Raw genomic sequence first — 24646 nt, forward strand, 5'->3', positions numbered from 1 at the left:
CTCCTCGGTCCTCCCCTACGCTACGCTTCGCTTCGCGCAGGGGAGGAAGATGTTGCGTTGGCGACCGTTTGGGGTCACCGCACGTGCCAGAGGTCGGCCAATGCCTTCCAGTTGGCGAAGTAGTAGACGACGAAGCAGGCCAAGAGCACCAACACCAGCACCATCGTGCCCGGCGCCTTGCCGTGCTCGAGGAGTTCGCGGGCCTCGGTGTCGCCCTCGGCGGGGGCGATGTCCTTGGGGGTGCCCCAGTCGTCCATGGCGCGGCCGTGGTTCTTCTGGCCGAAGAGCACGGCGTGGACGGTGAGCAGCACGTAGATGAGCAGGCCGATGAAGGCCAAGGTGCCGCCGATGCCCAGCACGCCGAGCATCAGGTGGGAGGTGGCGCCGTAGATGCCGGCGGCGTCGATGTCCCAGGTGCGGCGGGCGACGCCAGCCGAGCCGGCGAAGCTCATGCCCAAAGACATCAGGACGATGCCCACGGCGAACACGTAGGGCTGCAGGCGGGCGAGCCACTTGAAGCTGTACTCGCGGCGGAACAGGAGCGGTACCACATAGTAAGTGAGCCCCATGAAGGCCAGCGAGGTGCCGCCGACGACCGTGGCGTGGAAGTGGCCGGGGATGCGCAGGGTGTTGTGGGCGGTGATGTTGATCTGCTGGGTGCCCAGGGTCACGCCGGTGATGCCGCCGATGAAGCCGAAGATGACGAGCGACAGGAAAAAGCCCGAGAAGCCCGGGTTTTTCCAGGGGGCGTTCCAAAGCCAGCCAAACAGGCCTTTGGTGTAGCCTTTGAGGCGCATGCCCGCCTCCAGGCCTGCCGGCACGGTGAACCCGTGGATGAGCGAGGCCAAGACCGCCAGATACATGGCGTAGGAGGTGTTCCAGATCTTCCAGGTCGCGCCCACGCCCGGGTCGACCAAGAGGTGGTGAGCCGAGGCGAGGTTGATGAAGAGGATGTAGAGGACGAAGGCGCCGCGCGAGACGAACTCGTTGAGGACGACGCCGCCGCTGGTCAGGTGGCTCATCAGGTACCACACCGAGACCATGGCCACGACGTTGACCTGCTGGGATTGGTGGCCCAGGCCCCACCAGATGAGGCGGTACCACATGGGGTCGGGCTCGGCGGTCCAGCCCATGGCGAAGGTGAGCGTGGGGACGAGCGCGACTGCGCCGTGCAGCAGCGCGACGACCGCGATGATCGCGGCGGTCACCGCGCCGAAGGCGACCAGCGGCATCGTCTCGCCGTACGTCTTGTTCTTCCAGGCCACGTAGACCGTGGCGAAGAAGTTGAAGATATTTACCAGCGCCCCCACCGCGAAGAGGATGATGCCCAGGTAAAAGAGCGGGTGGGCGACCAGGGGCAAGTAGGACGTGAGCATCACGTCGGCCTGGCCCATCAGGATGATGTAGTCGGTCATGACCGCCCCGGATATCATCAATCCGAAGCCGGCCCAGGCTAATTTGGGCGAGAAGAGCTTGGTCTTCAGGAGGGTGGTCCCTGCGAAATACAGGATGGCCATCTCCATGAAGAGAATCCAGAAGATGAGCATGTTGACGCCGTGGAAGGTCAACATGCGGTAGAACCAGGTGGAGTCGAGCAGGTGAACTGCCGGCCACCTCGTCAGCGCCAGGGTCAAGGCGGCGATGCCTCCCAACAGGAGGAAGACGACCGCCGAGACGGCGTTCATTTTGACGAAGAATTCAGCGTCCAGGCAGACCGGCAAGCCGGTGGTGTCGCACTTACGGGTGCGTGGCCCGGACATCGCTGTGATGGAAGCCATGGGGAGTCTCCTTGTTCAGCCTAACGGCGAAGGGTCTATTCAACGATGATTTTGCCGATCATGGCGTGGTGGCCGATGCCGCAAAATTCATTGCAAACAATGGTGAATTCGCCGGTAGTCGTGGGCGTGAGCGTGAGCACGTGGTCGTAGCCGGGCAGCACCTGAAAGTTCATGTTCATCGGCTGCAGCGAGAAGCCGTGCTGCAGGTCGGCCGACGAGATGTGCAGCCTGTAGGTCTCGCCCTGGCGAAGCTTGAGGGTGGGCGTCCAGCTCCACATGCGTCCGAGCAGATAGGCGTCGCCGCCGGGGGGCGGCTCGACGATGGGGATGCCGCTGGCGGGGTCCTCGCCGACCTTGTTGGCGGCGGTGAACTGCTCGACGCGCTCGACGAAGGCGTCGGGTTCGACCGCGTAGGACTCGCCGGTGCTGTTCTGTTTTCCGTTGAAGTGCCAGTAGGGCATCATGGCGAACATGATCAGACACCAGACGAGCGCCAGACCGATCCAGAGGCGTTCGTGGCCGTGGGGCCACTTGAACCAGTCCTTTGGGGGGCTGTGAATAGTCATTGTTCATTTCCTCCGAAATTCAGTGATCGGTCGGGGTTAAGGAAGTTGAGCCGGCTGGATGAACAGCAGCTCGATCCAACCCCAGGCGGTGTACGACAGGGCCGGAATGAGGAGTCCCAGGACGAGAAGAATCCACGGGTTATCCATGATCTTCTGGAGCCAGTGCTTGTCTGGCGCGTGTTCGTCGTGGGACGGAGTCGGTTGTGGGTCGTTCGAAGTCATTGGAATCCTCCTCTAGTCAGCGAGCGTGGTGTTGGGTTTGAGACGGGTGAAGGCGGCGGAGACCTTGGGGGCGACGGCCGCCGAGATGAGCGCCAAAAAGAGCAGGCCGCCGGCGATGGCGATGAGCCCGCCGATGCCCATGGTCGCCAAGCCGAGCCAGTCGGCCAGCCCGCGAATCTGCTGCTCGGAGCCGTAGGCCTTGCGGGCCATGCCGTGGGCGCCGGCGACCGCAAAGCCGACGGCGAAGACGACCTGGCCGATGCCGAAGAGCGCCGGCTGGAAGCGCGCGGCCTTCTTCCAGCGCGCGCTCGGAAGCGGGAAGCCCAGGGGCTCGAGCAGCATCAGCGCCACGGTCATGAAGGCGACGGTCACCGCGCCGATGGCGGCGTGGTAGTGCGCCGGGATCATGGTGTTCGACCCGCGGATCATCGCGCCGAGCACAAACCCGCACAGGGTGAGCGCGGCGCTGGTGGCGAAGCCCACAAAGCGCGGGTCGCGCCAGATCCCCTTGGAGAGCTCGCCGCTGCGCACGGCGGTGTAGAGGCGGTGAATCAAGATGCCCAAGAAGACGAGGACGACCGGGAAGATGCCGAACTGCATCAGCCGGGTCGACCCGACGTGGTACAGCGCGCTCTGGGTACCCTCGAGGGTCAACAGCGGCGCGAATAGGTGCGGGGCGATGAGCAGGCCGAAGAGGACCGCGGCGGTCTTGCGTTGGACCGGCGAGCGACCCAGAAGCGAGCCGACGAGCACGATCCAGACGACGACCATGGCCACCTCGCAGGCGACCTGCAGCACGTGGCCGCCGCCCCAGAACATCAACTCGTAGTAGGCGCCCGCCTCGAGCGAGGTGGGCGTGGCCAGCCAGCCGGCGAAGAAGGTCGCGGCCGCCGCCACGATGACGACGCCCGCGGCGCGAAGCCCGGGAACGACCGCCTCGGGCAACTCGACGACCGGGGCGTGGGCGTCTTCGCGCGACCAGAGGCCGCCCGACAGGATCGCGGCGAGCACACCCACGGCGAAGAGGACCAGCCCGAGCAAAAAGAGCGGGTGGTCGACCACGGGCACGTAGTTGGCCAAGATCGGCTCGGCGTGCTCGATGCCGGCCGACAAGACCATCAGCACCACGCCCACCGCCGACACCCCGACCGAGTGGCCGGCAACCCGGCGCGCCCTGCCCGGCATCGGCAACAGGTGGAACAAGCCGACGATAAACGAGTAGAACCAGACGATGAGCGCCAGGTCGACGTGGACGACCAAGCAGCGCTTGAAGAATTGCGGGTCGGTCACCCACGACGAAAACGGGGGCATCCGACCGATGATCAGTCCCAACGAGAAGAGCCCGGCGGTGATCAGCGCGCCGACCGACAGCATCAGCCAGCGACGGACGACTTTGAGGCCCTGGGTGCTCGAGTGGGTTTTGGTGACGAGTGACTTCATACGCTCCTCGCGTTTTGTGTGACGTGGGTAAGACTAGTGGCAGGAGCGAGGCGTGGAGGTGATCCAAATCATGAGGGGGTGGGGGGAGATGATCTGGATCAGGGGGGTTTGGGGGTTTGGGGGTTTGGGGGTTTGGGGGTTTGGGGGTTTGGGGGTTTGGGGGTTTAGGGGGGCTGATGGCGCGGATGGGGCAGAGACACAAATGCCCGTGAACTCGAAAGTTCACGGGCATTCGCTGCTTAGGAGTAGCAGTACAAAAGGAGCGCAGGCGGTGTCGGCCGGAGGTGAGTACCGGGCCAGGACTTAGAGTCCGGCTTCCCTCGCCTGCACTGAAATCAGTTATACAGGGTTTTCGGGGCTGTCATATGACGTAGATCATGTGGCGGAGATATCGGGGGTTCGAATTGCGATTCAATTCTAATTACCCTCGCAAACGTTGCGCGCTCGGAACCGCCTGTAATCGGCAACATCACTGTGTTGCTGTACGTGTGACGGTGATTAACGATGATTGCTTCGAATAGCCTATGAAAAAGCTACCACGATATCGCTTCTTGGCCGTTTTGCTTTGCCTGGCGTGCGTTGCGCCGGCGTGCGCTTCGGATGACTCCGAAGGGGATGCGAGTGAGCGGGCGGATGTGGGCGGCGACGCTGGCGCCGACACGTCGAATGACGGAGATGAGCGGCGGTTATGTGATCCCCTCTTCGTCTGTACTGATCAATTCGGAGAATATACGGAACAACTGGAATCTGACGTCGATTGCCCCGAAACCCCTCCCGAAATTGGTACCGATTGCGGAAGCAGAGATTTTCAGTGCTATTACTGCCGGTATCCGGAGCGGGCGGAGAGCATTCCGGATCCAGAGCCCGGCGGCGTGAATTGCTTTTCGGGAAGTTGGAGAAAAGGTGGCGTTGTTTGCACATCTCTGTAGGTAATTGTCGGTGCACTAGTGGGCAAGATGCCCACGCACCGAACTCGACGAGGGCAAGATGCCCACACACCGAACTCGACGAGGGCAAGATGCCCACGCACCGAACTCGACGAGGGCAAGATGCCCACACACCGAACTCGACGAGGGCAAGATGCCCACGCACCGAACTCGACGAGGGCAAGATGCCCACGCACCGAACTCGACGAGGGCAAGATGCCCACGCACCGAACCGGCGCAGGGCTCCGCGGGGTGGAGCGACTAAATCACCACTTCTACCAGGGCGCCGAGCGCCAGCAGCGGGAGCGTGGCCAGGCTCGAGAAGAAGAGTTTGCGGCCCCAGGCGGCGACGTCGCCGTCTGGGACGCGGCGGAAGCCGGCGACGGTGGGGCCGACGGTGCCGACGACGGCGAGCGCGAAGAAGACCCACTTCGAGTCGAGGACGAAGGGGAGCGCGGCGACGCTGGCGAGGGTGAGGATGGCGCTCAGGCGCGCCCAGAAGATCGTGATCGGATAGGCTGAGCTCTCGGGGGCGATCTTGAGGCCGGCGCGCAGGTAATCGGGCGCGCGGTATAGGGCGATGCCCAGAAAGTGCGGGATCTGCCACCAGAAGAGGATCGAGAAGAGGACGAGCGCGCCCGGGTCGACCGCGCCGGTCACCGCGGTCCAGCCCATGACGGGTGGCAACGCGCCGGAGACCGCGCCGATGGGCACGGCCCAGAAGGTGCGACGCTTGAGCGGGGTGTAGACGAAGGCGTAGATGCCCGTGGCCAGCGCGCCCAAGGCCGCGCAGAGCATGTTGACGTAGACGCCGAGCAAGAGGAGCCCGCCGAGCACGGCCAGGCAGCCGAGGATGATGCCCTCGAGGGGCTCGAGGCGTCCGGCGGCCAGCGGGCGGGTGCTCGTGCGGTCCATGAACGCGTCGGTGTCGCGCTCGAGCACCTGGTTGAAGGCGCCGCTGCCGGCGACCAACAGGCCGGTGCCGACCAGCGCGGCCACTGCGGTCTCGAGGCCGGCGGCGCCGGGCGCGAGCCACAGGCCGGCGGCGGCCGTCATGACGTTGCTGACGACGATGCCCGGCTTGGTCAGGCTGAGCCAGTCGCGGGGTCGGGTTTGTTTTTGTTGCAATTCTTTACTCCTTGGTTTTCGGGGCCCCCCATCCGCCCTTCGCTTCGCTTCGGGCACCTTCCCCCCGGGGTAAGGGATGCTGTTGCGAGAAGCCACGTGGTTCAAGAGAGCTAAGGCAGCCCTTCCCCGGGGGGAAGGTGCCGAGCGCGTGGTTTAGCGCGAGGCGGATGGGGGGCCTCAACAACCCGAACCTACACCCACGGCCTAGCCACAAACACCGCCAAGCAGACGATGACGATCACGAGAATCCCCGTCACCCTACCCAGCCAGCCCGCGACCTTGCGCAAACGTTCGGCCTCTGCAGAGCCGTAACCCACCTCCGTCGCCTTCGGCCCCAGATACCAATCGTGCACGCCGCTCACGACAAGCATGGCGATGACGGCCAGGAGCTTGTAGCCCAAGAGCCGCGTGTGATTGGCCTCGAAGAACGACAGGTTCAGGACATTTTCGACCGTCGCGCCCCACGAGTAGGCCATATACGAGCCGGTGACGACGAGCACGGTCAGGCAGAGCCAGCCCACGGGGCGAAATGCGTGGCCCAAGCGCGAGGTGACCGCGCGGCGAAGGCGCGGCTCGAGCTTGCGGGCGGCGGGTACGGCGACCATCCCCATGAAGAGGACGCCGCCGACCCAGATCACCGCCGAGAGCACGTGGAGGACGAGGCTGATCTTGTAGAGTGGGGTCAACCGGGCCTCCCGTCAGCGCGCGGCTTGACCAGAATCGGGACGTACTGGAGCAGGTAGACGGCGAAGGCGAGTGCGAAGAGAACGCCCGAGGCGATCACCCAGTCGACGTAGTGCGACGGCCAGATAATCGGGACCAGCGTGCGGCCCAGTGCGGCCAGACTCATGGCGACGAAGGCCCAGGCGACGGGTTTGGTGACTTTGAGTTCGCGGCCGGTGTGGCCGAGCGCGACGCGGGCCATCATGCCCAGGGTGAGCAGGCCGATGGCGCCTACGGTCAGGGCGTGGGTGCCCATCGAGCCGGAGACCTGCGGGGTGAAGACGGCCAGCCCGCGCAGCACGAAGCCGGCGGCGATCCAGGCGTGCCCCAGATGCAGCACCCACAGGATCGGCTTGTCGATAGTTTGCTTGGCGCCCCAGTGCGTCTGGCGGGCGAGGATGGCGACGCCGGCGATGATGGCCGCGGCGCCTGTAAACCACTCCATGGGGGCGAAGACGCTCAGAGCGATGGCGGCGCCCACGGCGACGACCAGGAACTTCTCGAGCTTTTTGTTCGAGCGGATGAGCGCGTCGCCGACGGCGTTGCGCGTGAACATCGGGATGATGCGCCCGCCGATGATCAGCGTGATAACGGCGATCAGATCGACGGCGAGCAAGAGCGCCGGGCGTGCCCAGCCCTCGACGACGCCGAGCGCGTCGAGGTGCATGGCGGCGTTGGCGCCCCACAGGAGCGCCAGGATGCCCAGGAACTTGAGGTTTCTGCGGTTGTTCGTGCGGATGAGCGGGCGGCCGATGGCCCCGGCGAGCGCCGGGATGAAGAGGAGGTCGGCCATCACGACGAGCCCCGGCTGCAAGTCGCCGGCGAAGACGACGGCCAAACGGCCGGCCAGCCACAGCAGACACAGCACGACGAGCCGTCCACCGACGGCGGTCTCCTGCTTGGTCCAGTTGCCCACGGCCGTGAGCAAGAAGCCTGCGACCACGGCCACGGTGAACCCGAAGACCATCTCGTGGCCGTGCCAGGTCGACGGCGTCCAGTACGCAGAGGCGTCGACGTGGCCGGTGTAGGCGAGCAGCCAGAGCGGAAGAAAGGCCACGGCAAAGGCCGCCGCCAGCAAGAAGAAGGGCCGAAAGCCCTTGGCGAAAACAGTCGGGGTCGATGTCATCGACGGTACCTCGAAGCGAGAAGCGATGAACTACAAGTCAAGATCCTCGACTCGTGGCTCGACTTGCGACAGGAACTGTCGCTCGTGGGCGCTGTGAGCGGCCAGCGTCTGGCGCATGGTGCTCACCAGTGTGATGAGTTTGTCACAGCAAACTCCATGCCGAGCGCCATTCTTTTGCTCGCAACCTTGCGACAAAATATCCCAGAACTCTTGGAGCTGCGCTTCGATCTGACGATGCTCGTCGTGGATGTCGTCGAGCTCTTCGAGCTCTTCTTGGCTGGCGACCCGTGCGGCGGCCGGAAAAATTCGCGTCTCCTCTTCGCCGATATGTTCGTCGAGCTCGTCGTTGAACTCGCGGGTGTAGGAGATCAACTCCTCGATGATCAGTGCGGGGTCCTCGCTGCCGCGAATCCCGTCGAGGTGTGCTTCGATATCGTCGAGAAGCCAGATGAGGCGAGTGTGCCCGTGAGCCATCTTCGGCAGCTTGGTGGTGGTGGTGATTTGCGCGGTCATGGCGGCCTCCCGGTCGAGCGAGAAAAGGTGCAGCGAAAAAGCACGACGCGGCGGAATGCGACGTCACCGGCCATTGTAAGTACGAGGCGCAACGGCGGTATGACATGGATCATCCTTGGCACACGCTTTGCTCTGTTTTGTTGGCGAGCGACGCATCAATGGGCCACGAAGCGGCCATCGAAAGCTCCTCAAACACCTCTAGACGAACGAGACGCCCCTATGGAAAAGGTCGATAAGCTGCGCGAAATCCCGATGTTCGAGGCGGTTCCGCCGACCACGCTCGAGCCGCTGGCCCAATACTTTGTGGCACGCACCTTCGAGCGCGGAGATCTGCTGTGGAAAGAGGGGACGCCGGCGCACAACTTCACCTTTATCACCCACGGTAAGATCAAGGTGTTGAAGTATCGCAATGACGGCAAGGAGACCACGCTGGGCATCTTCAACGACGGAGATCCGGTCGGCCAGATCGCGGTCTACCAGCGCATCGACTACCCGGCGAGCGCCATCGCGCTCGACGACACCGAGGTGCTCCAGATCCACCGCGACCACTTCTTTGGCACCCTCAAGCGCGACGCGGACCTGCTCGAGGCGACGATCAACTCGATGATGCGCCGAAACCACCACCTGGTGCGGCGCATCCACGAGCTGGCGACCGACTGCGCCGAGCAGCGCCTGGCGATGCTTTTCGAGAAGTTCAGCGAGAAGATGGGCCGTCGCACCAAGCTCGACGACGGCAGCATGGGCATCTTCGTCGACCTGCCCTTGTCACGTCGCGATATCGCCGAGCTCATCAACACGCGTGTGGAGACGGCGATTCGTATCATGAGTCGGTGGAACAAGGAGGGCCCGGTCAAGACCGAAAAGACCGGCTTTTTGATCGTCGATGCCGCCAAACTCCAAGAGATTGCCACCGAGTTCTAAGGCAACCTTCAAGAACTAACCCCCGAAAATGTTGCGCGCTTTGCGGGGCCAACGCAAACCTTGCGCTGGCCCGCCGCAAATTTTTCTCCCCCCTCCCCCGCTGCTCGCAGCGTCCCGAGCGGGCTTCGAGTCCGCGTTCTGATCCAGATCATATCGGCCAATCTTTGGCACGTGCCTCGCAGATTTAATCCACCGTCACGCCGCCTCGTGGTGAGGTGGATGGATGCCAATTGACCGAACGGAGGACTCAATGTTCGTCCCAATGAAGAATGTTCTGACTAACCGTTGGCGCGTGCTCGCGCTCGTCACCCTGTTCCTGTCGATCTTGACGTTGGGCGCCTGCAAGGCCGACTCAGCCAAGTCGACCACGGCCGACGAACCCGCCCAGACCGGCGAGACGGTCGAGTTCACCCTCGAGGCCTACCTGAGCGGCTACAAGGGTGTGGGTGGCGACATCGACGGGCAGACCAACCCGGAGTTGAAGGTCAATGCCGGAGACACCGTCAAGGTCACGCTCATCAACAAAGAGAATATGGCCCACGACATCGCGCTGGAGAACGCCGGCACGAAGAGCGAAGCGCTCATGAAGGTCAACGAGCGCACGACGTTTACCTTCGAGGCGAAGGCCAACGACACCTACTTCTGCTCGCTGCCCGGCCACCGTCAGGCCGGCATGGTCGGCAAAGTCGTCGTCGGCGGCGGCGACCAGCCGGTGGCGGCCCACGAGGGTCACAGCAACAGCTTGATGCCCGCCACGGCCACCTCGCTCAAGAAGGCCAAGAAGGTGAATACCGACGAGATTGGCTGGGACGCCGCGGATATCCCGCCGCCCATCAAGCGCAAAGAGAACAAGACCGTCGAGTACGTCATCGAGACCGAAGAGGTCGTCGCCGAGCTCGAGGACGGCACCACCTACGAGATGTGGACCTACAACGGCAAGGTCCCCGGCCCCTTCCTGCGCGTCAAAGAGGGTGACACGGTCATCGTCCACGTCGACAACGCCCCCGACAGCACCATGTCGCACAGCATCGACTTCCACTCGGTGACCGGCCCCGGCGGCGGTGCGGCCGTGCTGCAGGTGCCCCCGGGCGAGCGACGCTCGCTGCAGTTCAAGGCGACCCACGCCGGCCTGTACGTGTACCACTGCGCCACCCCGCATATCCCCACGCACCTGGCCCGCGGCATGTTCGGCATGATTCTAGTCGAGCCCAAGGAAGGCCTGGCCCCGGTCGACAAGGAGTTCTACGTCATGCAGGGCGAGTACTACACCAAGGCACGCCCGGGCACCGCAGGACACCAGGAGGAGAGCTCCGACCGCCTCTTCGAAGAGATGCCCACGTACGTGGTCTTCAACGGCCGCGTGGGCTCGCTGACCGGTGAGCGCGTCATGAAAGCCGAGGTGGGCGAGAACGTGCGCATCTTCTTCGGCGTCGGCGGCCCGAACACCCACAGCGCCTTCCACGTCATCGGCGAGATCTTCGACAAGGTCTACTCCGAAGCGGCCATCATCAGCGAGCCGCTGCGCAACGTGCAGACCACCGCGGTGCCCCCGGGCGGCGCGACCATGGTCGAGTTCGAGGTCGACTACCCGGGTAAGTACCTGCTCGTCGACCACGCGCTGACTCGCCTGGACAAGGGTGCCGTGGGCATCCTGGAGGTCACCGGCGAGGCCGACGACACGCTGTATAAGAGTCTGAGTGGCGAAGAGGCCACGGACAAGCACTGAGCTCGACACGGGCCCCGCTTCGGCGGGGCCCGATGGAGAAGACCATGACCACGACAACGCACAACAAAACCCCCGGCATGGTCGTCCTTGTGGCGACCATCGCCGGTTTGGTGCTCGCCGCCATCTCGCTGCTCCCGCTGGGGCCCGGCCACTCGGCGCTGGGCGTCGCCTTCGACACCGAAGCCGACGAGGCTGCCGAAGCCGACAAGCAAGAGGCGCCCAAGGCGCTGCGCGGCATCCACTACGACCCGCCGCGCCAAGCGCCTGCGCTCGACGGGCTCGACCACAACGGTCAGTCCTTCTCGCTCAAACGCCAGCCGCACCCGTTGGCAATGGTCTTCTTCGGCTACGTCAGTTGCACCGACGTCTGCCCGACGAACCTCAAGAAGTTCGAGAAGATCCAGAAGCAATTGGGCGCCGACGCCGACCAGGTCCAGTTCGTCTTCGTGACGATCGACCCGGGCAACGAGCCGCCCAAGAAGATGGCCGAGTACCTCGAGTACTACGAAGGCGAGATCATCGGGGTGACCGGCCCGTACGGCGACAGCCTCGACGAGGTCTACAAGTCGTGGGGCATTGTGCGAAAGCGCGTCGAGCTGGACAAGCCGGTGATGGGTCGTGACTACAAGTTCGACCACAGCGGCCAGATCTATCTGGTCCAGAACGGCAAGAAGATGCCGGTCTCCTACCCCTACGGCACTTCGGTAGACACGATGGTCGAGGACCTGAGCGCGCTGCTCGACGATCCGTCGCTGGGCGAGCGGCTGCCCGAGGTGGGCTCGGTCAAAAAGGTGACCATCCCGCCGGGCTCGTACACCCGCGCGGCGCAGAAAAACCCCAAGCTTCCTGCTTACCTTCGCGTACGCGTGGGAGACAGCATCCGCTGGCGCAACGACGACTACATGTACCACTTCGTCGGCGACATCTCGCTGGGCCCCGGCGAGGAGGCGACCCAACGCTTCGACGAGGCCGGTGAGTTCTACTTCGGGTGCACCGCGCTGCCCAGTGAGGTGATCCGCATCGCCGTCGAAGAGCCCTCCACCGACGGCTGAAGCCTGCCTGCAGCCCCGCCTTGACAGGGCGGGCGCTGCGACTATCCCCCTCCAGGCCGAAAAACCCTTGATTTTCGGGTATTAAGGCCGCGCCTCACCGACATAAATCTTGTATCAAAAGCACGACAAGAACCCGCGTCTAACGGCGCGCACGAGTGGGTGTAAATTTTCACCGCGTTCGTTGCATATCTCCAACTTGACCGCGTCGCCATGCTGACTAGCAATTGAAGCAGACCGTTGACGCCCCACAAACCGTGTCCGAAGCGAGGTCCGGTACAGAAAACGGGGAAGCAGTGTGAACTCTGTATCGGGTGACCTCAACGGGGCCAGCAACCGTCGCAGTCGCAGTAAGCCGTACAATTGAAGCACGAAGAGCGTGGAGCGTTCCTGAGCCGCGGCCCTGTTAGGTCGAAGCCTGGCAGGTCGAAGCTCGGGCGTCATCCGGGGGGATGATCCACCGAAAACAAAAGACCGAAAGAAATGTCCGTTGTCTGAGCGCTTGCAACCTACCGTGAGACCGGCTCGACCCACGAGCGTTGGTGGCTGACACGCCGCCATCGGCCCACTGTCGACACCCGTCTCAACACGTGGAGGTAAGAGAATGAGTGAAGCATCGTATAACGAGCCGTCTCGCGACGCCTATGAAGACGCCTTGCCCGACGGGGGAACACACAAACAAGATGATGACGCCTGCCAACACGCGCTTCTGGAGGCCAAGAAGCTGTGGTCGTCGGTCAAGATCTCGGCCGACACCGATCCGCTGTCGGCCTACCTGAACCGGCTGAACCACCTCGAGCCACTGCCCTCGGAGACGCAGCAAGAGTTGGCGGTGCGCTACATGGAGAACGACGACGAGGAGGCGGCCAAGCTGCTGGTGCTGACGAACCTGCGCCTGGTGGTCAAGCTGGCCAAGGAGTACCAGCGGCGCAAGACCGACCTGCTCGAGTTGATCCAGCAGGGCAACCTGGGGCTGAGCGAGGCCCTGACACGCTACGATCCGTATCGTGGGGTCAAGTTCACCAGTTATGCGCAGTACTGGATCCGCGCGATGATCCTCAACTACCTGATGAACTACACCCATCCGGTGCGTATCGGTGGGTCGAGGGCGGGACGTAAGCTGTTCTACAACCTCAAGAAGGCTCGCCGCGCGCTGATGCAAAACGGCCACAAGCCGACCGCCTCGCGGGTGGCTCAATACCTCGACGTCAAAGAGGAAGAGGTCGTACGTGTGGCCGCCCAGCTCGACGCGCCGCCGGTGTATCTGGACGCCGAGGCGCCCGGCCACGAGGACACCACCGTGGGCGAGTTGATGGAGTCGGAGACGGTCAGCCCGGAGTCGGCGGCGGCCGAGTACGACCTGGCCAGCCAGATCCGCGCGGTGATCGACGAGTTCGGCGACGGGATCTCCGATGAGCGTAAGCAGGCCATCTGGACCGAGCGAATGATCGCCGACGACTCCAAGACGCTCGCCGAGTTGGGTGACGACTGGGGCGTCTCCAAGGAGCGTATCCGCCAGATCGAGGTGGGCATGCGCGAAGACTTCCGCGCCTTCTTGGTCGAGCGGCTCGGCGACGACGTCAAGCTCGAGTGGCTCAAGTCACCGTAACGCCGAATACAGCCTCGCCGGGCGCATAAACCCGGCGAGGCTCCTTTTCGGATGGGATATTTTATTTGACGCTCGTTTGTGGATGCCTAGCCATTGGTGTCGGGCGGTATACACGTCTAATCACCAGGGGAGACCATGAGTCGAGCAACAGAATCGTCGACCAATTCCGATCCGACGTATCTTCAAGCCATGCCCGAGCACGAGGGGGTCGCCGACGACGGCGACTGCCGGGCAGCGCTACTCGAGGCCAAAAAGTTGTGGTCCTCGGTCAGCCTGACGGCCGAGACCGATCCGCTGACGGCCTACCTGAACCGGCTGAACCATCTCGAGCCGCTTCCTTCCGACGCCCAGCAAGAGCTGGCCGTGCGGTATATTGAAGAGGAGGACATCGAGGCGGCCAAGCTGCTCATCCTGACCAACCTGCGCCTGGTCGTGAAGCTCGCCAAGGAGTACCAGCGCCGACGCACCAACCTTCTCGACCTGATCCAACAGGGCAACGTGGGCTTGAGTGAAGCCCTGACGCGCTACGATCCCTATCGGGGCGTCAAATTTACGAGCTACGCCCAGTATTGGATCCGGGCGATGATCCTGAATTACTTGATGAACCAGACCCATCCGGTGCGCATCGGGGGATCGCGCGCCGGGCGAAAGCTGTTCTACAACCTCAAAAAGGCGCGCCGCGCGCTGATCCAAGGGGGCCAAAAGCCCACCGCCGCCTCCGTGGCCGAGTACCTCGACGTCAAAGAGGAGGAGGTCGTGCGCATCGCCGCGCAGCTCGACGCGCCGCCGGTTTACCTGGACGCCCAGGCGCCGGGCCACGAAGACACCACCGTAGGCGAGTTGATGGAGTCCGATTCGGTCAATCCGGAAACGGCCGCCGCCGAGTACGACATTCAAAGCCAGATTCGCCGCTGCATCGACCAGTTCGGCGAAGGCATCGACGACGAGCGACGCCAGTCGATCTGGTTCGACCGCATGATCGCCGACGAGGCGAAGACCTTGGCCGAGCTGGGCGATGACTGGGGAGTCTCCAAGGAGCGCATCCGCCAGATCGAGGTGGGCATGCGCGAGGATTTCCGCAAGTTCCTGATGGAGAATCTGGGCGACGATGTGCAGCTGGAGTGGTTGCAGTAGGACGGCTTCAGTACGATGGCGGCCTTGCACAAACGGAGGCGCTCTCTATGTTAGGCGCATCGCAGATGTGCCTAACGTCAGGAGCCCCACATGATTGACGTCGACGAAGCGCTGTCCCTCTTTGCCGAACATATCGACCCGCTCGAGTCCGAGCGCTTAGCCGTGACCCACGCGCTCGGACGCGTGTCGGCCACCGAAGCCCGGGCGAAGATCGCCCTGCCGCCCTTCGCCCAAAGCGCGATGGATGGCTACGCCGTGCGCGCCGAGGACCTCGCCGAGGCCTCCGACAAGGAGCCGGTCGAGCTTCGACAAGTCGGCGAGGTCGCCGCCGGCGACACCGGCCGCCTGCCGCGGGTCAACAAGGGGACGACGGTGCGCGTGTTCACCGGCGGTCGCATCCCGCCGGGCGCCGACGCGGTGGTCCGCCAGGAGTTGGTCACCGCCGACAAGAGCCGCATCTCATTCGAGGCACCTGTACGCGAGGGCAAAGATCTGCGCGAGGTCGGCGAGGCCTTGGCCAAGGACACCGTGCTCGTCGAGCCCGGCGAGCGCCTCGACGAGCGCCATATCGCCGCGCTGGCGATGTGCGGACACGCCGAAATCGACGTGATCCGCCAGCCGGCGATCACCCTGCTCGTCAGCGGCGACGAGGTCATCTCGCCGGGCATCGAGCTTCGCCCCGGCGAAATCTACGACGCCAACACCCCGCTCTTGTCGAGCTGGCTGGGCATGCGCCGGTACCGAAACATCGAGATCGTGCAGCTCGAAGACGACCGGCGCACCGTCGAAAAGGCGCTGCGCAAGGCGCTCGATCAGTCCGATCTCGTGGTCAGCACCGGAGGCGTCTCCGTGGGCGACTACGACTTCTTCACCGACGCGGCGGACACGCTGGGGCTCGAGACGATCTTCTGGAAGGTGCGCCAGCGTCCGGGCAAGCCACTCCTCTTCGCCAAGGGCGAGCAGACGATCTTCCTGGGCATTCCGGGCAACCCGGGAGCGGTCTTCATCTCCGCCTACGTCTACTTGCGGCGGGTGCTCGACCTCCTCGAGGGGACGTCCGAGCCGGGACCGGCGATGCACCGCGGCGTCTTGGCCGGGCCCGTCGGGCGCAGCGCCAAGCGCGTCTCCTGGACGGGCGCCAACATTCGCTATGGCGAGGATGGCAAGGTGCACCTCGAGCCCATTTCCGGCCATCGGTTGAGTCAGGTGTATCGGGCCGACGCGATCGTGCGCGTTCCGGCACGTGAGGGGGAGATGGAAGAAGGGGACGTCGTGGAATGGTTGGCGATCAAATAGTGAAGTCTGGGTAATTGAGGGTCTATTTGAGCGGACAAACTACAATTTGAGGGTCGAGGTATCCAAAGTGGTCGGTTCTTGAAGATCCAAATACCGACCACGTTTCAAACGAACGACCCTCAAATTGTAGTTTGTCCGCCTAATAGCGCCCCGCTCTCTGCAAGGCCTACTCTCCGAGCAACTCCCGCGACTTCCGCAGCGTCTTGAACACGTGCAGAATCGCCGGAAAGAGCGCCTCGGCGCTCTCTCTGGCCCCGCCGCGACTGCCGGGAAGCGTCACCACCAAGGTGTCGTCCACAATCCCGGCGACTCCACGCGACATAAACGCCACTGGCGTGAGCTCTTGGCCGTAGGAGCGCGCCGCCTCCATGAGGCCGGGCACGGGGCGCTCGATGAGCGCCTCGACCGTCTCGACGGTCACATCCGTGTGCGCCAGGCCGGTGCCGCCGACGGTGAGCACGAGCTCGGAGCGCCCGGCGACGAGTTGGCGGATCTTGGCCTCGATGGCCTCGGCGTCGTCGCCGATGACCTCGTAGCCCACGAGGCGCACGCCGTGCGGGGTGAGGTCTTCGACCGCGCTCCGGACCACGCTGCCGGCGCGGTCGTCCTTCTGGCCCGACGCCACCGCGTCGGAGATGACCACGATCGACGCCTCGACGGGCGGGTCGAAGCTGTACGAAAGCCCCTCCAGACCGCCCTTCTGGGCGACGATACGCGCCTCACCGAGCTCGATGTCGAGCGCATGGTCGGGCAGCGAGTCGACGATGGTCACCGCGCAGATCTGGGCCGCAAGAAGTGCGCGGCTGCCCAATTGCGCCCGCGAGAAGCCCTCGCAGCGCGCCACCAACCTCAACCCGTCGTCCTCCCACTCGAAGGTGATGAAGACGCCGGTCACCTCGACGTGGTCGGCGTACGGAAGCAGGTCCGCCGCTCGCCGCGCGGCCATGACGCCGGCGACGCGGGCGGTCTGCAAGACCGGCGAGTTGTCGAGTTCGTCGCGCACGCCGGCGCCGAAGCGCAGTTTTGCTTCGGCGCGGGCCGTGTGGTGGTGTTTGGGGGAATTGGGCATGGGTCTCTCTGGAGAGTAGATCTTGCAGAGGTTGGGGCGCTATTTAGGCGGACAAACTACAATTTGGGGGTCGACTTTTGGAACGTGGTCAATTTTCGAACTTTCGAGAACCGACCACCTTGGATACCTCGACCCTCAAATTGTAGTTTGTCCGCGCTAATAGACTCTCAGCAACCCATACGCTCAATCAACCTTCTCGAGTGTGCCGTCTTTGATCGTCACCTTACCGGTAAAGACCGGGATCGCAATCTTGAGGGCGACCGTGTAGACGAGCAAGCCCAGCGCCCAGATGCCGGCGGTGACCTTCCACTCGACGAGGCTCGGGGAGTACTCGACGATCTCGTGCAGCGTGCTCGGGATGAAGCCGGGGACGATGAGGCCCATCCCCTTTTCGATCCACACGCCGATGAACGTGAGCACGCAGGCGACGTCCAAAAACCACAGCTTGGTCTTCGAGTACGGGTGCAAGAGCATCAGCGCGGCGGTGACGTTGAGCGCGAGCGCCGACCAGGTCCAGGGCACCAGGGCGTCGTGGCCGTGCAACCCGAAGAACATGTAGTAGGCCACCGCCGTGTGCGAGCCGCCGGTGTAGAACTCGGTGAAGATCTCGGCGCCGAAGAGGAACAGGTTCGCCAAGATCGTCACCCGCAGGATGCCGGTGAGCGTGCGAATGGGTCCGTCGCCGATCTTGAAGTCGGTGAACCGACGCACGACCTGCAGGGTCAAGATGATGAACGCCGGACCGGTCACGAAGGCCGAGACGATAAAGCGCGGCGCGAGGATTGCGCTGTTCCAGAAGGGGCGTCCGCCCAGGCCCTGGTACAAGAACGCGGTGACCGTGTGGATCGAAATCGCCCAGACGATGGAGAGGAAGACGAACGGGATATACCAGCGCTTGTCGGGCTTCTCGCCCAGAAACTTCTTGTAGAGCAGATACCCGCAGATATGCAGGTTGATGAGCAGGTAGCCGTTCAGGACGATGACGTCCCAGGTGAGCATGGAGATGGGCCAGTTGAACCGCCCCAGCCCCGGCATCATATGCCAGAAGCGGTCGGGCCGGCCCAGGTCGGCGACCACGAAGGCCAGACACATCACGATGGAGGCGATGGCCAAGAGCTCACCGATGATGACGACGTCGTGCATCTTGTCGTCGTCGTAGACGTAGGCCGGGATCACCATCATCACCGCTCCGGCGGCCAGGCCGACCATGAACGTGAAGTTGGCGATGTAGAGGCCCCACGAGACGTGGTCGCTCATGCCGGTGACGGCCATGCCGCTGGCGACCTGGTGCGACCAGGCGTTCAGGCCGACCAGCGTGACCGCGGTCAAGAAGGTCATCCAGGCGTAGAACGCCAGACTGCCGTCGGTCGCCAGGACTAACGAGCGCCACAGGAACTTGGGATAGCCGATCCAGTGGCTCGGTTTTTCGATTTGCTTTGCGCTCATGATTGCTCCAAACCTACGAAATTTCGCGAGCCTTGCTGATTCGCTGCGCCCTCTACATGGGCAATTAAGGACATAGGGGCTGCGTTTTGCCGGCCTTGCTGATTCGCTGCGCCCTCTACATGGGCAATTAAGGATTTGCGGGCTGCGTTTTGCTGGCCTTGCTGATTCGCTGCGCCCTCTACATGAGCAATTAAGGACATAGGGGCTGCGTTTTGCTACGCCTTCGAACCTCGAGATACCGAATCTGAACCACCGGGCGACTCGCAACCCTTATGTCCTTAGATGCCTATGTAGATGGCGTACCAATCCCGCAAGGCCTCCGCCTCTCCGAGCCTAGTGGTCAAAGAAATAGAAGAAACTCGGCACCGTCCCCAGTTCCTCTTTGAGGACGAAGACCCTCTTGTTCTCCAAGATCCAACGGATCTCGCTATTCGGATCGAGCATGTTGCCGAACACGCGCGCGCCGGTCGGGCACGCCTCCAGGCACGCCGGCAGCTTGCCCTTGCGGGTGCGATGCAGGCAGAAGGTGCACTTCTCCATGGTGCCCTGGGGGCGAATCCGGTTGGACAGGTAGGCCTGCACCGGGTTGACCTCGTCGGCGGGGATCTCGGGCTTTTTCCAGTTGAAGCGTCGGGCGTGGTACGGGCAGGCGGCCTCGCAGTAGCGACAGCCGATGCACCAGTTGTAGTCGATGACGACCACGCCGTCCTTCTCCTTCCAGGTCGCCTCGACTGGGCAGACCTTCACACAGGGCGGGTTGTCGCACTGCTGGCACTGCACCGGCAGGTAGTACTTGCCGTCGGCGGGCACCGGGTGGTCGTAGTTGGCGTTGCCCTTCTCGAAGTCGATGGAGCCCTTCTCCATCTCGAAGACGCGGATGTACGAGTTGTTCGTGGCCCGGTCGTGGTTGTTCTCTTCGTGGCACGCCTCGGCGCATTTGCGACAGCCGATGCAGATGCTCAGGTTCAGCGCGTAGCCGAACTTGACGCCCTCCTGGGGGCGGACGTCCTCGATCTGGACGCGCGCGCCGTACTCCTCGGCGGTCTCCTCTTCGAGGCGGCGCAAGATGGCGTCCATCTCGGCGCGGTCGAGCTCCTTGTAGTGCTTCTGCAGGAACTCATCGACCGAGGTCTCTTTGGACAGCGCGGTCAGCGGGGCGACGGCCTTGGCGAAGGCGGCCGCGCCGAGCGTGGCCCCCACGGCTTTGAGCGCGGTGCGCCGGCTGACGCCGTCGTTGGTCTTCGGGGTCGTCTCACTCATCGGTGGTCACCTTTGGCCTCGGTATGCTTCGAATGCTCGTCGCCGTGCGAACCGCCCGGCTCGCCCAAAAAGCGGTCGCGCGGCGGCGGCGCGGGCATCATCGTGGGGAACGCCGGGTCGTGCGGGTCGTGGCAGTTCACGCAGTTGTTGCGTGTGCGCGGCCCCTGATTCAGGTCCCAATGCCCGTTCATGCCCCCGTGCGCGCCGTTGTTGTAGTCACGCTGCTGCGGTCCGTGACACTGCCCGCACAGGTCCATGGTGTCCTCGAAGGCGATCGCCTTGCCGTTGGCCAGGCGCAACGTGTTGCGGTCGTCCGGGTTGTGGCACGAGTTGCACGACAGGTCGCCGTGGGTGAACTTCATCGAGGTGTGGAACTCCTCGAGCTCGGTGGGCCGCTCGGCCGCGGGCTTGTCGCCCGGGATCGAGTGACACGTCGAGCACATCACCCCGGCGTACTCCTCTTCGCCCACGCGCGTTTTGAGCGTGCCCAGCTCGCGCGACGACTCGATATGCACCTCGTAGCGTTTGGCCTCTTGCTTGTCTTTCGAGGCCTCGGTCTTCGAGGCCGACATCTCCGACGCCGGGACCGGCTCGGCGCTGGTGGAGTTGTTGCAGGCGACCAGCAAGGCCGCGAGCAACAGCCCGCCCAGGGCGTACAAGATTTGGGATCTTATGGGGGTCATTGTGCTTTACCTCTTGGGGCTGCTCTGCACTTTGGCACAGTCCACGGAGCGCGAGGGCGCCACGCGAGTCGCAGAGTCTGACAGCAATGCACGTGCCAACCGATGTGATCGAGATCATTGTCGGCCCGCTGCACCCGTCCAGACGCCGATATTTGTTTCGATTTGTGACGCTAAAAACAAAAGCGCCCCGAGCGGGTGCAAAATTCGCCGCCGATTCCACAAATACGCAAATTCTGCACCTGGACTGAATCTACTAAGCCTCCCCAAGGTACTCCAGGAGTGTTCTCACGGTGCCCCAACCCTCCCTCAGCACATTTTGCGCGGGCATTTCGGCGATTTATGATGTGGATCATATGCAATTAAATCGTAGTGGAACGGAAATTGTAACACCCCACCACGTACGCTGCCCCGCCCCTCGCCATTTGCGAGAAGGCCGGGACCAACAAATCGGCACTCAGGACGCGAACATGCCAGTCAGCGCAATTGTCATCAGCCTGAAGAACGACGCCTCCCGGCGCGAGCGGGCCCTCGAGATGCTCGAGGCGCACCCTCACCTGGAGTTGGGGGAGCTGCAAAACACCCAGCTCCCGGTGGTCGTCGAGACCGACACGATCGCCGAAGGGGTACGCATCGTGCGCGAGGAATTGCCCGCCCTGGACGGGGTGGAATTCGTGCACGTGGTTAGTGTGGATTTTTCGGACGTGGATGCCTTCGACGAGAAGCTTCCGCCGAGACGACGACGCGCACAGAACGCGAGGTAAATAGATGGACCGCCGAACATTTCTGAAAATGACCGCCATGGCCTCTGCGACCGCTGCAGCCAGCCGCTTGGCCTACGGCAAGAGCGCCGTGGCCGCCGAGCAGCCGCCCAGCACGGCCAAAGACGTCGTGTGGGACAAGGCGCCGTGCCGTTTCTGCGGCACCGGCTGTCACCTGCAGGTGGGCGTCGACAAGAAGAAGGGCAAGGTCGTGGCCATTGCCGGCGACAAGAAGGCCGAGGTCAACAAGGGCCTGGCCTGCGTCAAAGGCTACCACGTGGGCATGATCCTGTACGGGCCCGACCGGCTGACCAAGCCGCTGCTCAAAAAGGGCGACAAGCACGTGCCCATCAGTTGGGACAAGGCGCTCGAGATCGTAGCCCAGCGGGTCGAGAAGGACCCCAAGGGGTTTGCGTTCTACGGCAGCGGCCAGTGGACGATTCCGGAGGGCTACGCCGCCCAGAAGTTCATGAAGGGCGGGCTGAGCTGCAACCACATCGACCCGAACGCTCGCCTGTGCATGGCGAGCGCGGTGACCGGGTTTATCAGCACCTACGGGGTCGACGAGCCGGCGGGCACCTACACCGACCTGGACAAGGCCGACGTGATCATCTGCTGGGGCAACAACCCCGCCGAGATGCACCCAGTGCTGTTCAGCCGCATCATCGACCGGCGCAGCAAGGGCGAGAAGGTCACGCTCATCGACATCGGCACGCGCAGAACGCGCACCACCGACCATGCCGATCACTACCTCGAGTTCAACCCGCAGAGCGACCTGGCGATCGCCAACGGCATCGCCCACCTGCTCATCAAAAACGGGACCTACGATAAGGACTTCGTCGAGAAGTACTGCAACTTCCGCAAGGACAAGGACCCGTCGAAGCCCACGCTCAAGGGTGAGGCGACGACCTTCGAGGACTACAAAAAGCTGCTCGAGCCGTACACGCCCGAAAAGGTCGAGGAGATCTCGGGGGTGCCGGCCGACCAGATTCGCATGCTGGGCAAGCTCTTCGGCGACCCGAAGACCAAGATCACCAGCCTGTGGTGCATGGGCATGAACCAGCACACCCGCGGCACCGACATCAACCGGCTGGTCCACGGCATCCACCTGCTGTCGGGCAAGTTCGGCGTGCCCGGCAACGCCCCCACCAGCCTGACCGGCCAGCCGTCGGCCTGTGGCACCGCCCGCGAGGTGGGCACCCTGGCCCACGCGCTTCCCGGCGGGCGCATCGTCGCCAAGGACAAGCACCGCGAGCAGTCCGAGGACTTCTGGAACGTGCCGCGCGGGCGCATCGACAAAAAGCCCGGCTATCACACCGTCAAGATGTGGGAGCAATTCTCCACGCCCACCGACAAGGGCGGCGACGTGCACACCATCTGGGTGCAGGTGACCAACCCGGGCCAGTCGCTTCCGAACCTCGAGAAGCTCTTCTACCCGAGCCGCAAAGAGAAGGACAAATTCCTCATCGTCTCGGACTGCTACCCCACCGCCACGACCAAGCACGCCGACCTGATTCTGCCCAGCGCCATGTGGGTCGAGAAGAACGGTATGTTCGGCAACTCCGAGCGGCGCACCCAGCAGTGGTTCAAGATGGTCGAGCCGCCCAAGGGCGCGCGCGACGACTGCTGGCAGACCATCGCGGTCGCCCGCAAGCTGTACGAGCGCGGCTTCGAGGGGATGAAGGACAGGGACGGCAACTTCATGTTCCGCTTCACCGACGCCGAAGGCAACGAGGTGCCGGTGTGGGACTGGGACCGCTACTACGACATCAACGTCGACAAGCAGTTGTTCGAGGAGTACCGCAAGTTCACCACGCTCAAGCACAAAAACCTGGCCCCGTACGACGAGTACGTCAAAGCGAGGGGGCTTCGCTGGCCGGTGGTCCAGGAGAAGAACGGCAACTGGCGCGAAGTCGAGTTTCGCTTCGCCGCCTTCGACGACCCCTTCGTCAAGAAGGGCCAGAAATTCGACTTCTACCACTCGACGACCGGCGACGGAAAAGCCCAGATCTGGTTTGCGCCCTACACCCCCGCGCCCGAGGAGCCCGACGAGGAGTATCCGTTCTGGCTGTGCACGGGGCGTGTGCTCGAGCACTGGCACTCCGGGTCGATGACCATGCGCGTGCCCCAGCTTCGCCGGGCGATGCCGCAGGCCTATATCGAGCTGCACCCCGAGGACGCCAAGGCGCACAAGATCGCCAACGGCGACATGGTGCGCGTGCAGTCGCGACGCGGCCACACCGACCTGCCCGCCTGGATCAACGGGCGCGGCAAGCCGCCCAAAGGCACCGTGTTCGTGCCCTGGTTCGACGAGCGTCTGCTCATCAACGAGGTCACCCTCGACGCGCACTGCCCGATTTCGAAAGAGCCCGATTACAAGAAGTGCGCCGTCAAGATCGGTCCTGTACCGACCGCTAAGACTGCGCGGGCCAAGGAGGAGTAATGTCCACCCCGAACGAGACCCCCGAGCCGACTGGGGAGCCGTCGGCGTCTCACAAGCCCATCCAGCTCTTTTTGGTGGTGGCGATCGCCGTGGCGTTCATCGGGTTCTTCGTGGGCACGCGCTCCTCGGAGTACGACCCGAACGATCCCACAGCCGTCGAGCGCGCGCCCGGCGAGGCAAAGCCGGCGCGCACCTACACCCAGATCTTGGACGATCCTCTGGAGTCGAACGAGCACTGGGAGGACAGCATCGCCGAGCTCGCCAAGGAGCGCCCGGACCTGTACGCCGAGGTCAAGAACTCGCCCGAGAAGCTCGAGCAGGCGCTGCGCGAGCGCGCCCAGAACCGCGCCTTCGCCGGCGCGCCGCCCACGGTGCCCCACCCGGTCAAGCAGACCGGTGATTTGGCCTGCGCCTCGTGCCACACCGACGGGCTGAAGGTCCGCGGCCGCACCGCTTCGCCGATGAGCCACGAGTTCTTGACCAACTGCACCCAGTGCCACGTCCCGTCGACGTCCCCCGGCCCGAACGACCCGTCGATCACCGGAACAATGACCAAGGAGAACACGTTTGCCGGACTCCAAGAGCCCCGCGGCGGCGACGTCGCCTGGGAGGGCGCGCCCCCGCAGACCCCGCACAGCACTTGGATGCGCAGCGACTGCACCAGCTGCCACGGCCCGATGAGCAAAGAGGGCATGAAGTCGACGCACCCTTGGCGGCAAAACTGCCAGCAGTGTCACGCGCCTTCGTCGCAGCTCAATCAGGAGATGCCGCCGGCGATGCTCGATCAACCGATGCCTCTGGCGCGGCCTCAGTGAGGGGTTGATAGCTCC

At 63.8% G+C, this 24646-nt stretch carries 21 protein-coding genes; 9 read left to right on the plus strand and 12 right to left on the minus strand.

All coding sequences use genetic code 11. From position 1 onward, the window contains the following. Positions 1 to 74 precede the first annotated feature (74 nt). The 8 genes from FIV42_RS05300 to FIV42_RS05335 form a co-directional block, all read right to left on the minus strand. Complete coding sequence (locus FIV42_RS05300) at positions 75 to 1778, minus strand: cbb3-type cytochrome c oxidase subunit I (protein WP_222615382.1); 1704 nt, start codon at positions 1776 to 1778, stop codon at positions 75 to 77. A 35-nt stretch (positions 1779 to 1813) separates the two neighbouring features. Continuing rightward, positions 1814 to 2344, minus strand: coding sequence for a cupredoxin domain-containing protein (locus tag FIV42_RS05305; protein WP_141196662.1), 531 nt, complete (start codon positions 2342 to 2344; stop codon positions 1814 to 1816). A gap of 36 nt (positions 2345 to 2380) precedes the next feature. Continuing rightward, on the minus strand, positions 2381 to 2566 hold the full coding sequence (locus tag FIV42_RS05310; RefSeq protein WP_141196663.1) for a hypothetical protein: 186 nt from the start codon (positions 2564 to 2566) through the stop codon (positions 2381 to 2383). Between the two features lie 12 nt (positions 2567 to 2578). After that, positions 2579 to 4006, minus strand: coding sequence for a cbb3-type cytochrome c oxidase subunit I (locus FIV42_RS05315; RefSeq protein WP_141196664.1), 1428 nt, complete (start codon positions 4004 to 4006; stop codon positions 2579 to 2581). Between the two features lie 1187 nt (positions 4007 to 5193). Continuing rightward, positions 5194 to 6060 (minus strand): heme o synthase, encoded by an 867-nt coding sequence (gene cyoE / locus FIV42_RS05320; RefSeq protein WP_141196665.1) that lies wholly within the window; start codon positions 6058 to 6060, stop codon positions 5194 to 5196. 191 nt (positions 6061 to 6251) lie between these two features. After that, on the minus strand, positions 6252 to 6746 hold the full coding sequence (locus FIV42_RS05325; protein ID WP_141196666.1) for a DUF4149 domain-containing protein: 495 nt from the start codon (positions 6744 to 6746) through the stop codon (positions 6252 to 6254). After that, entirely contained in the window at positions 6743 to 7909 is a 1167-nt protein-coding gene (locus FIV42_RS05330) for an NnrS family protein (protein ID WP_141196667.1), read from the minus strand. Before FIV42_RS05330 ends, FIV42_RS05325 begins: the two co-directional genes overlap by 4 nt. A 30-nt stretch (positions 7910 to 7939) precedes the next feature. Next, positions 7940 to 8422 carry a hemerythrin domain-containing protein gene (locus FIV42_RS05335; protein WP_141196668.1) on the minus strand — a complete coding sequence of 161 codons (483 nt, stop codon included), beginning with the start codon at positions 8420 to 8422 and terminating at the stop codon, positions 7940 to 7942. Between the two features lie 219 nt (positions 8423 to 8641). Here FIV42_RS05335 and FIV42_RS05340 point away from each other — a divergent pair, with 219 nt between their 5' ends. From FIV42_RS05340 to FIV42_RS05365, 6 genes are all read left to right on the plus strand, one after another. Then, positions 8642 to 9343 (plus strand): Crp/Fnr family transcriptional regulator, encoded by a 702-nt coding sequence (locus FIV42_RS05340; protein WP_168210432.1) that lies wholly within the window; start codon positions 8642 to 8644, stop codon positions 9341 to 9343. Positions 9344 to 9593: 250 nt separating this feature from the next. After that, positions 9594 to 11069, plus strand: a complete 1476-nt coding sequence (gene nirK / locus FIV42_RS05345) for a copper-containing nitrite reductase (protein ID WP_222615383.1) — start codon at positions 9594 to 9596, stop codon at positions 11067 to 11069. Positions 11070 to 11113: 44 nt separating this feature from the next. After that, positions 11114 to 12121 carry an SCO family protein gene (locus FIV42_RS05350; RefSeq protein WP_168210433.1) on the plus strand — a complete coding sequence of 336 codons (1008 nt, stop codon included), beginning with the start codon at positions 11114 to 11116 and terminating at the stop codon, positions 12119 to 12121. Positions 12122 to 12722: 601 nt separating this feature from the next. Then, positions 12723 to 13727: a sigma-70 family RNA polymerase sigma factor gene (locus FIV42_RS05355; RefSeq protein WP_141196671.1), complete on the plus strand. Its 1005-nt coding sequence runs from the start codon at positions 12723 to 12725 to the stop codon at positions 13725 to 13727. A 135-nt stretch (positions 13728 to 13862) separates the two neighbouring features. Next, positions 13863 to 14861: a sigma-70 family RNA polymerase sigma factor gene (locus FIV42_RS05360; RefSeq protein WP_141196672.1), complete on the plus strand. Its 999-nt coding sequence runs from the start codon at positions 13863 to 13865 to the stop codon at positions 14859 to 14861. A 90-nt stretch (positions 14862 to 14951) separates the two neighbouring features. Then, a complete protein-coding gene (locus tag FIV42_RS05365) occupies positions 14952 to 16157 on the plus strand; it encodes a molybdopterin molybdotransferase MoeA (protein ID WP_141196673.1) in 1206 nt (401 codons plus the stop codon). A gap of 166 nt (positions 16158 to 16323) precedes the next feature. Here FIV42_RS05365 and FIV42_RS05370 read toward each other — a convergent pair whose 3' ends face one another. The 4 genes from FIV42_RS05370 to FIV42_RS05385 all read right to left on the minus strand — a co-directional run bounded on the left by FIV42_RS05370 (position 16324) and on the right by FIV42_RS05385 (position 20615). Further along, positions 16324 to 17226 carry a molybdopterin-binding protein gene (locus FIV42_RS05370; RefSeq protein ID WP_141196674.1) on the minus strand — a complete coding sequence of 301 codons (903 nt, stop codon included), beginning with the start codon at positions 17224 to 17226 and terminating at the stop codon, positions 16324 to 16326. Positions 17227 to 17409: 183 nt separating this feature from the next. Further along, on the minus strand, positions 17410 to 18672 hold the full coding sequence (gene dsrP / locus FIV42_RS05375; RefSeq protein ID WP_141196675.1) for a sulfate reduction electron transfer complex DsrMKJOP subunit DsrP: 1263 nt from the start codon (positions 18670 to 18672) through the stop codon (positions 17410 to 17412). A 333-nt stretch (positions 18673 to 19005) separates the two neighbouring features. After that, the gene (locus tag FIV42_RS05380) at positions 19006 to 19932 is read right to left on the minus strand and encodes a 4Fe-4S dicluster domain-containing protein (RefSeq protein WP_141196676.1); all 927 of its coding nucleotides are present in this window, start codon (positions 19930 to 19932) and stop codon (positions 19006 to 19008) included. Continuing rightward, positions 19929 to 20615, minus strand: coding sequence for a cytochrome c3 family protein (locus FIV42_RS05385; RefSeq protein ID WP_141196677.1), 687 nt, complete (start codon positions 20613 to 20615; stop codon positions 19929 to 19931). The genes FIV42_RS05380 and FIV42_RS05385 overlap by 4 nt, the downstream gene beginning before the upstream one ends. Positions 20616 to 21082: 467 nt before the next feature. Between FIV42_RS05385 and FIV42_RS05390 the strand changes: the two genes are divergently transcribed. The 3 genes from FIV42_RS05390 to FIV42_RS05400 are packed head-to-tail and all read left to right on the plus strand — an operon-like array spanning position 21083 to position 24631. Continuing rightward, complete coding sequence (locus FIV42_RS05390; RefSeq protein WP_141196678.1) at positions 21083 to 21376, plus strand: hypothetical protein; 294 nt, start codon at positions 21083 to 21085, stop codon at positions 21374 to 21376. Positions 21377 to 21380: 4 nt separating this feature from the next. Beyond that, complete coding sequence (napA, locus tag FIV42_RS05395; protein WP_141196679.1) at positions 21381 to 23816, plus strand: nitrate reductase catalytic subunit NapA; 2436 nt, start codon at positions 21381 to 21383, stop codon at positions 23814 to 23816. Next, positions 23816 to 24631 carry a diheme cytochrome c precursor gene (locus FIV42_RS05400; RefSeq protein ID WP_141196680.1) on the plus strand — a complete coding sequence of 272 codons (816 nt, stop codon included), beginning with the start codon at positions 23816 to 23818 and terminating at the stop codon, positions 24629 to 24631. The genes napA and FIV42_RS05400 overlap by 1 nt, the downstream gene beginning before the upstream one ends. The last annotated feature ends 15 nt before the right edge of the window (positions 24632 to 24646 follow it).

This window comes from Persicimonas caeni, from assembly GCF_006517175.1.
In the GTDB taxonomy this organism is placed as follows: domain Bacteria; phylum Myxococcota_A; class Bradymonadia; order Bradymonadales; family Bradymonadaceae; genus Persicimonas; species Persicimonas caeni.

Coding starts and splice junctions, on each gene's coding strand:
- FIV42_RS05300 (WP_222615382.1), bottom strand. CDS start 1,778: ATGGCTTCCATCACAGCGATGTCCGGGCCACGCACCCGTAAGTGCGAC.
- FIV42_RS05305 (WP_141196662.1), bottom strand. CDS start 2,344: ATGACTATTCACAGCCCCCCAAAGGACTGGTTCAAGTGGCCCCACGGC.
- FIV42_RS05310 (WP_141196663.1), bottom strand. CDS start 2,566: ATGACTTCGAACGACCCACAACCGACTCCGTCCCACGACGAACACGCG.
- FIV42_RS05315 (WP_141196664.1), bottom strand. CDS start 4,006: ATGAAGTCACTCGTCACCAAAACCCACTCGAGCACCCAGGGCCTCAAA.
- FIV42_RS05330 (WP_141196667.1), bottom strand. CDS start 7,909: ATGACATCGACCCCGACTGTTTTCGCCAAGGGCTTTCGGCCCTTCTTC.
- FIV42_RS05335 (WP_141196668.1), bottom strand. CDS start 8,422: ATGACCGCGCAAATCACCACCACCACCAAGCTGCCGAAGATGGCTCAC.
- FIV42_RS05340 (WP_168210432.1), top strand. CDS start 8,642: ATGGAAAAGGTCGATAAGCTGCGCGAAATCCCGATGTTCGAGGCGGTT.
- nirK (WP_222615383.1), top strand. CDS start 9,594: ATGTTCGTCCCAATGAAGAATGTTCTGACTAACCGTTGGCGCGTGCTC.
- FIV42_RS05350 (WP_168210433.1), top strand. CDS start 11,114: ATGACCACGACAACGCACAACAAAACCCCCGGCATGGTCGTCCTTGTG.
- FIV42_RS05355 (WP_141196671.1), top strand. CDS start 12,723: ATGAGTGAAGCATCGTATAACGAGCCGTCTCGCGACGCCTATGAAGAC.
- FIV42_RS05360 (WP_141196672.1), top strand. CDS start 13,863: ATGAGTCGAGCAACAGAATCGTCGACCAATTCCGATCCGACGTATCTT.
- FIV42_RS05365 (WP_141196673.1), top strand. CDS start 14,952: ATGATTGACGTCGACGAAGCGCTGTCCCTCTTTGCCGAACATATCGAC.
- FIV42_RS05370 (WP_141196674.1), bottom strand. CDS start 17,226: ATGCCCAATTCCCCCAAACACCACCACACGGCCCGCGCCGAAGCAAAA.
- dsrP (WP_141196675.1), bottom strand. CDS start 18,672: ATGAGCGCAAAGCAAATCGAAAAACCGAGCCACTGGATCGGCTATCCC.
- FIV42_RS05380 (WP_141196676.1), bottom strand. CDS start 19,932: ATGAGTGAGACGACCCCGAAGACCAACGACGGCGTCAGCCGGCGCACC.
- FIV42_RS05385 (WP_141196677.1), bottom strand. CDS start 20,615: ATGACCCCCATAAGATCCCAAATCTTGTACGCCCTGGGCGGGCTGTTG.
- FIV42_RS05390 (WP_141196678.1), top strand. CDS start 21,083: ATGCCAGTCAGCGCAATTGTCATCAGCCTGAAGAACGACGCCTCCCGG.
- napA (WP_141196679.1), top strand. CDS start 21,381: ATGGACCGCCGAACATTTCTGAAAATGACCGCCATGGCCTCTGCGACC.
- FIV42_RS05400 (WP_141196680.1), top strand. CDS start 23,816: ATGTCCACCCCGAACGAGACCCCCGAGCCGACTGGGGAGCCGTCGGCG.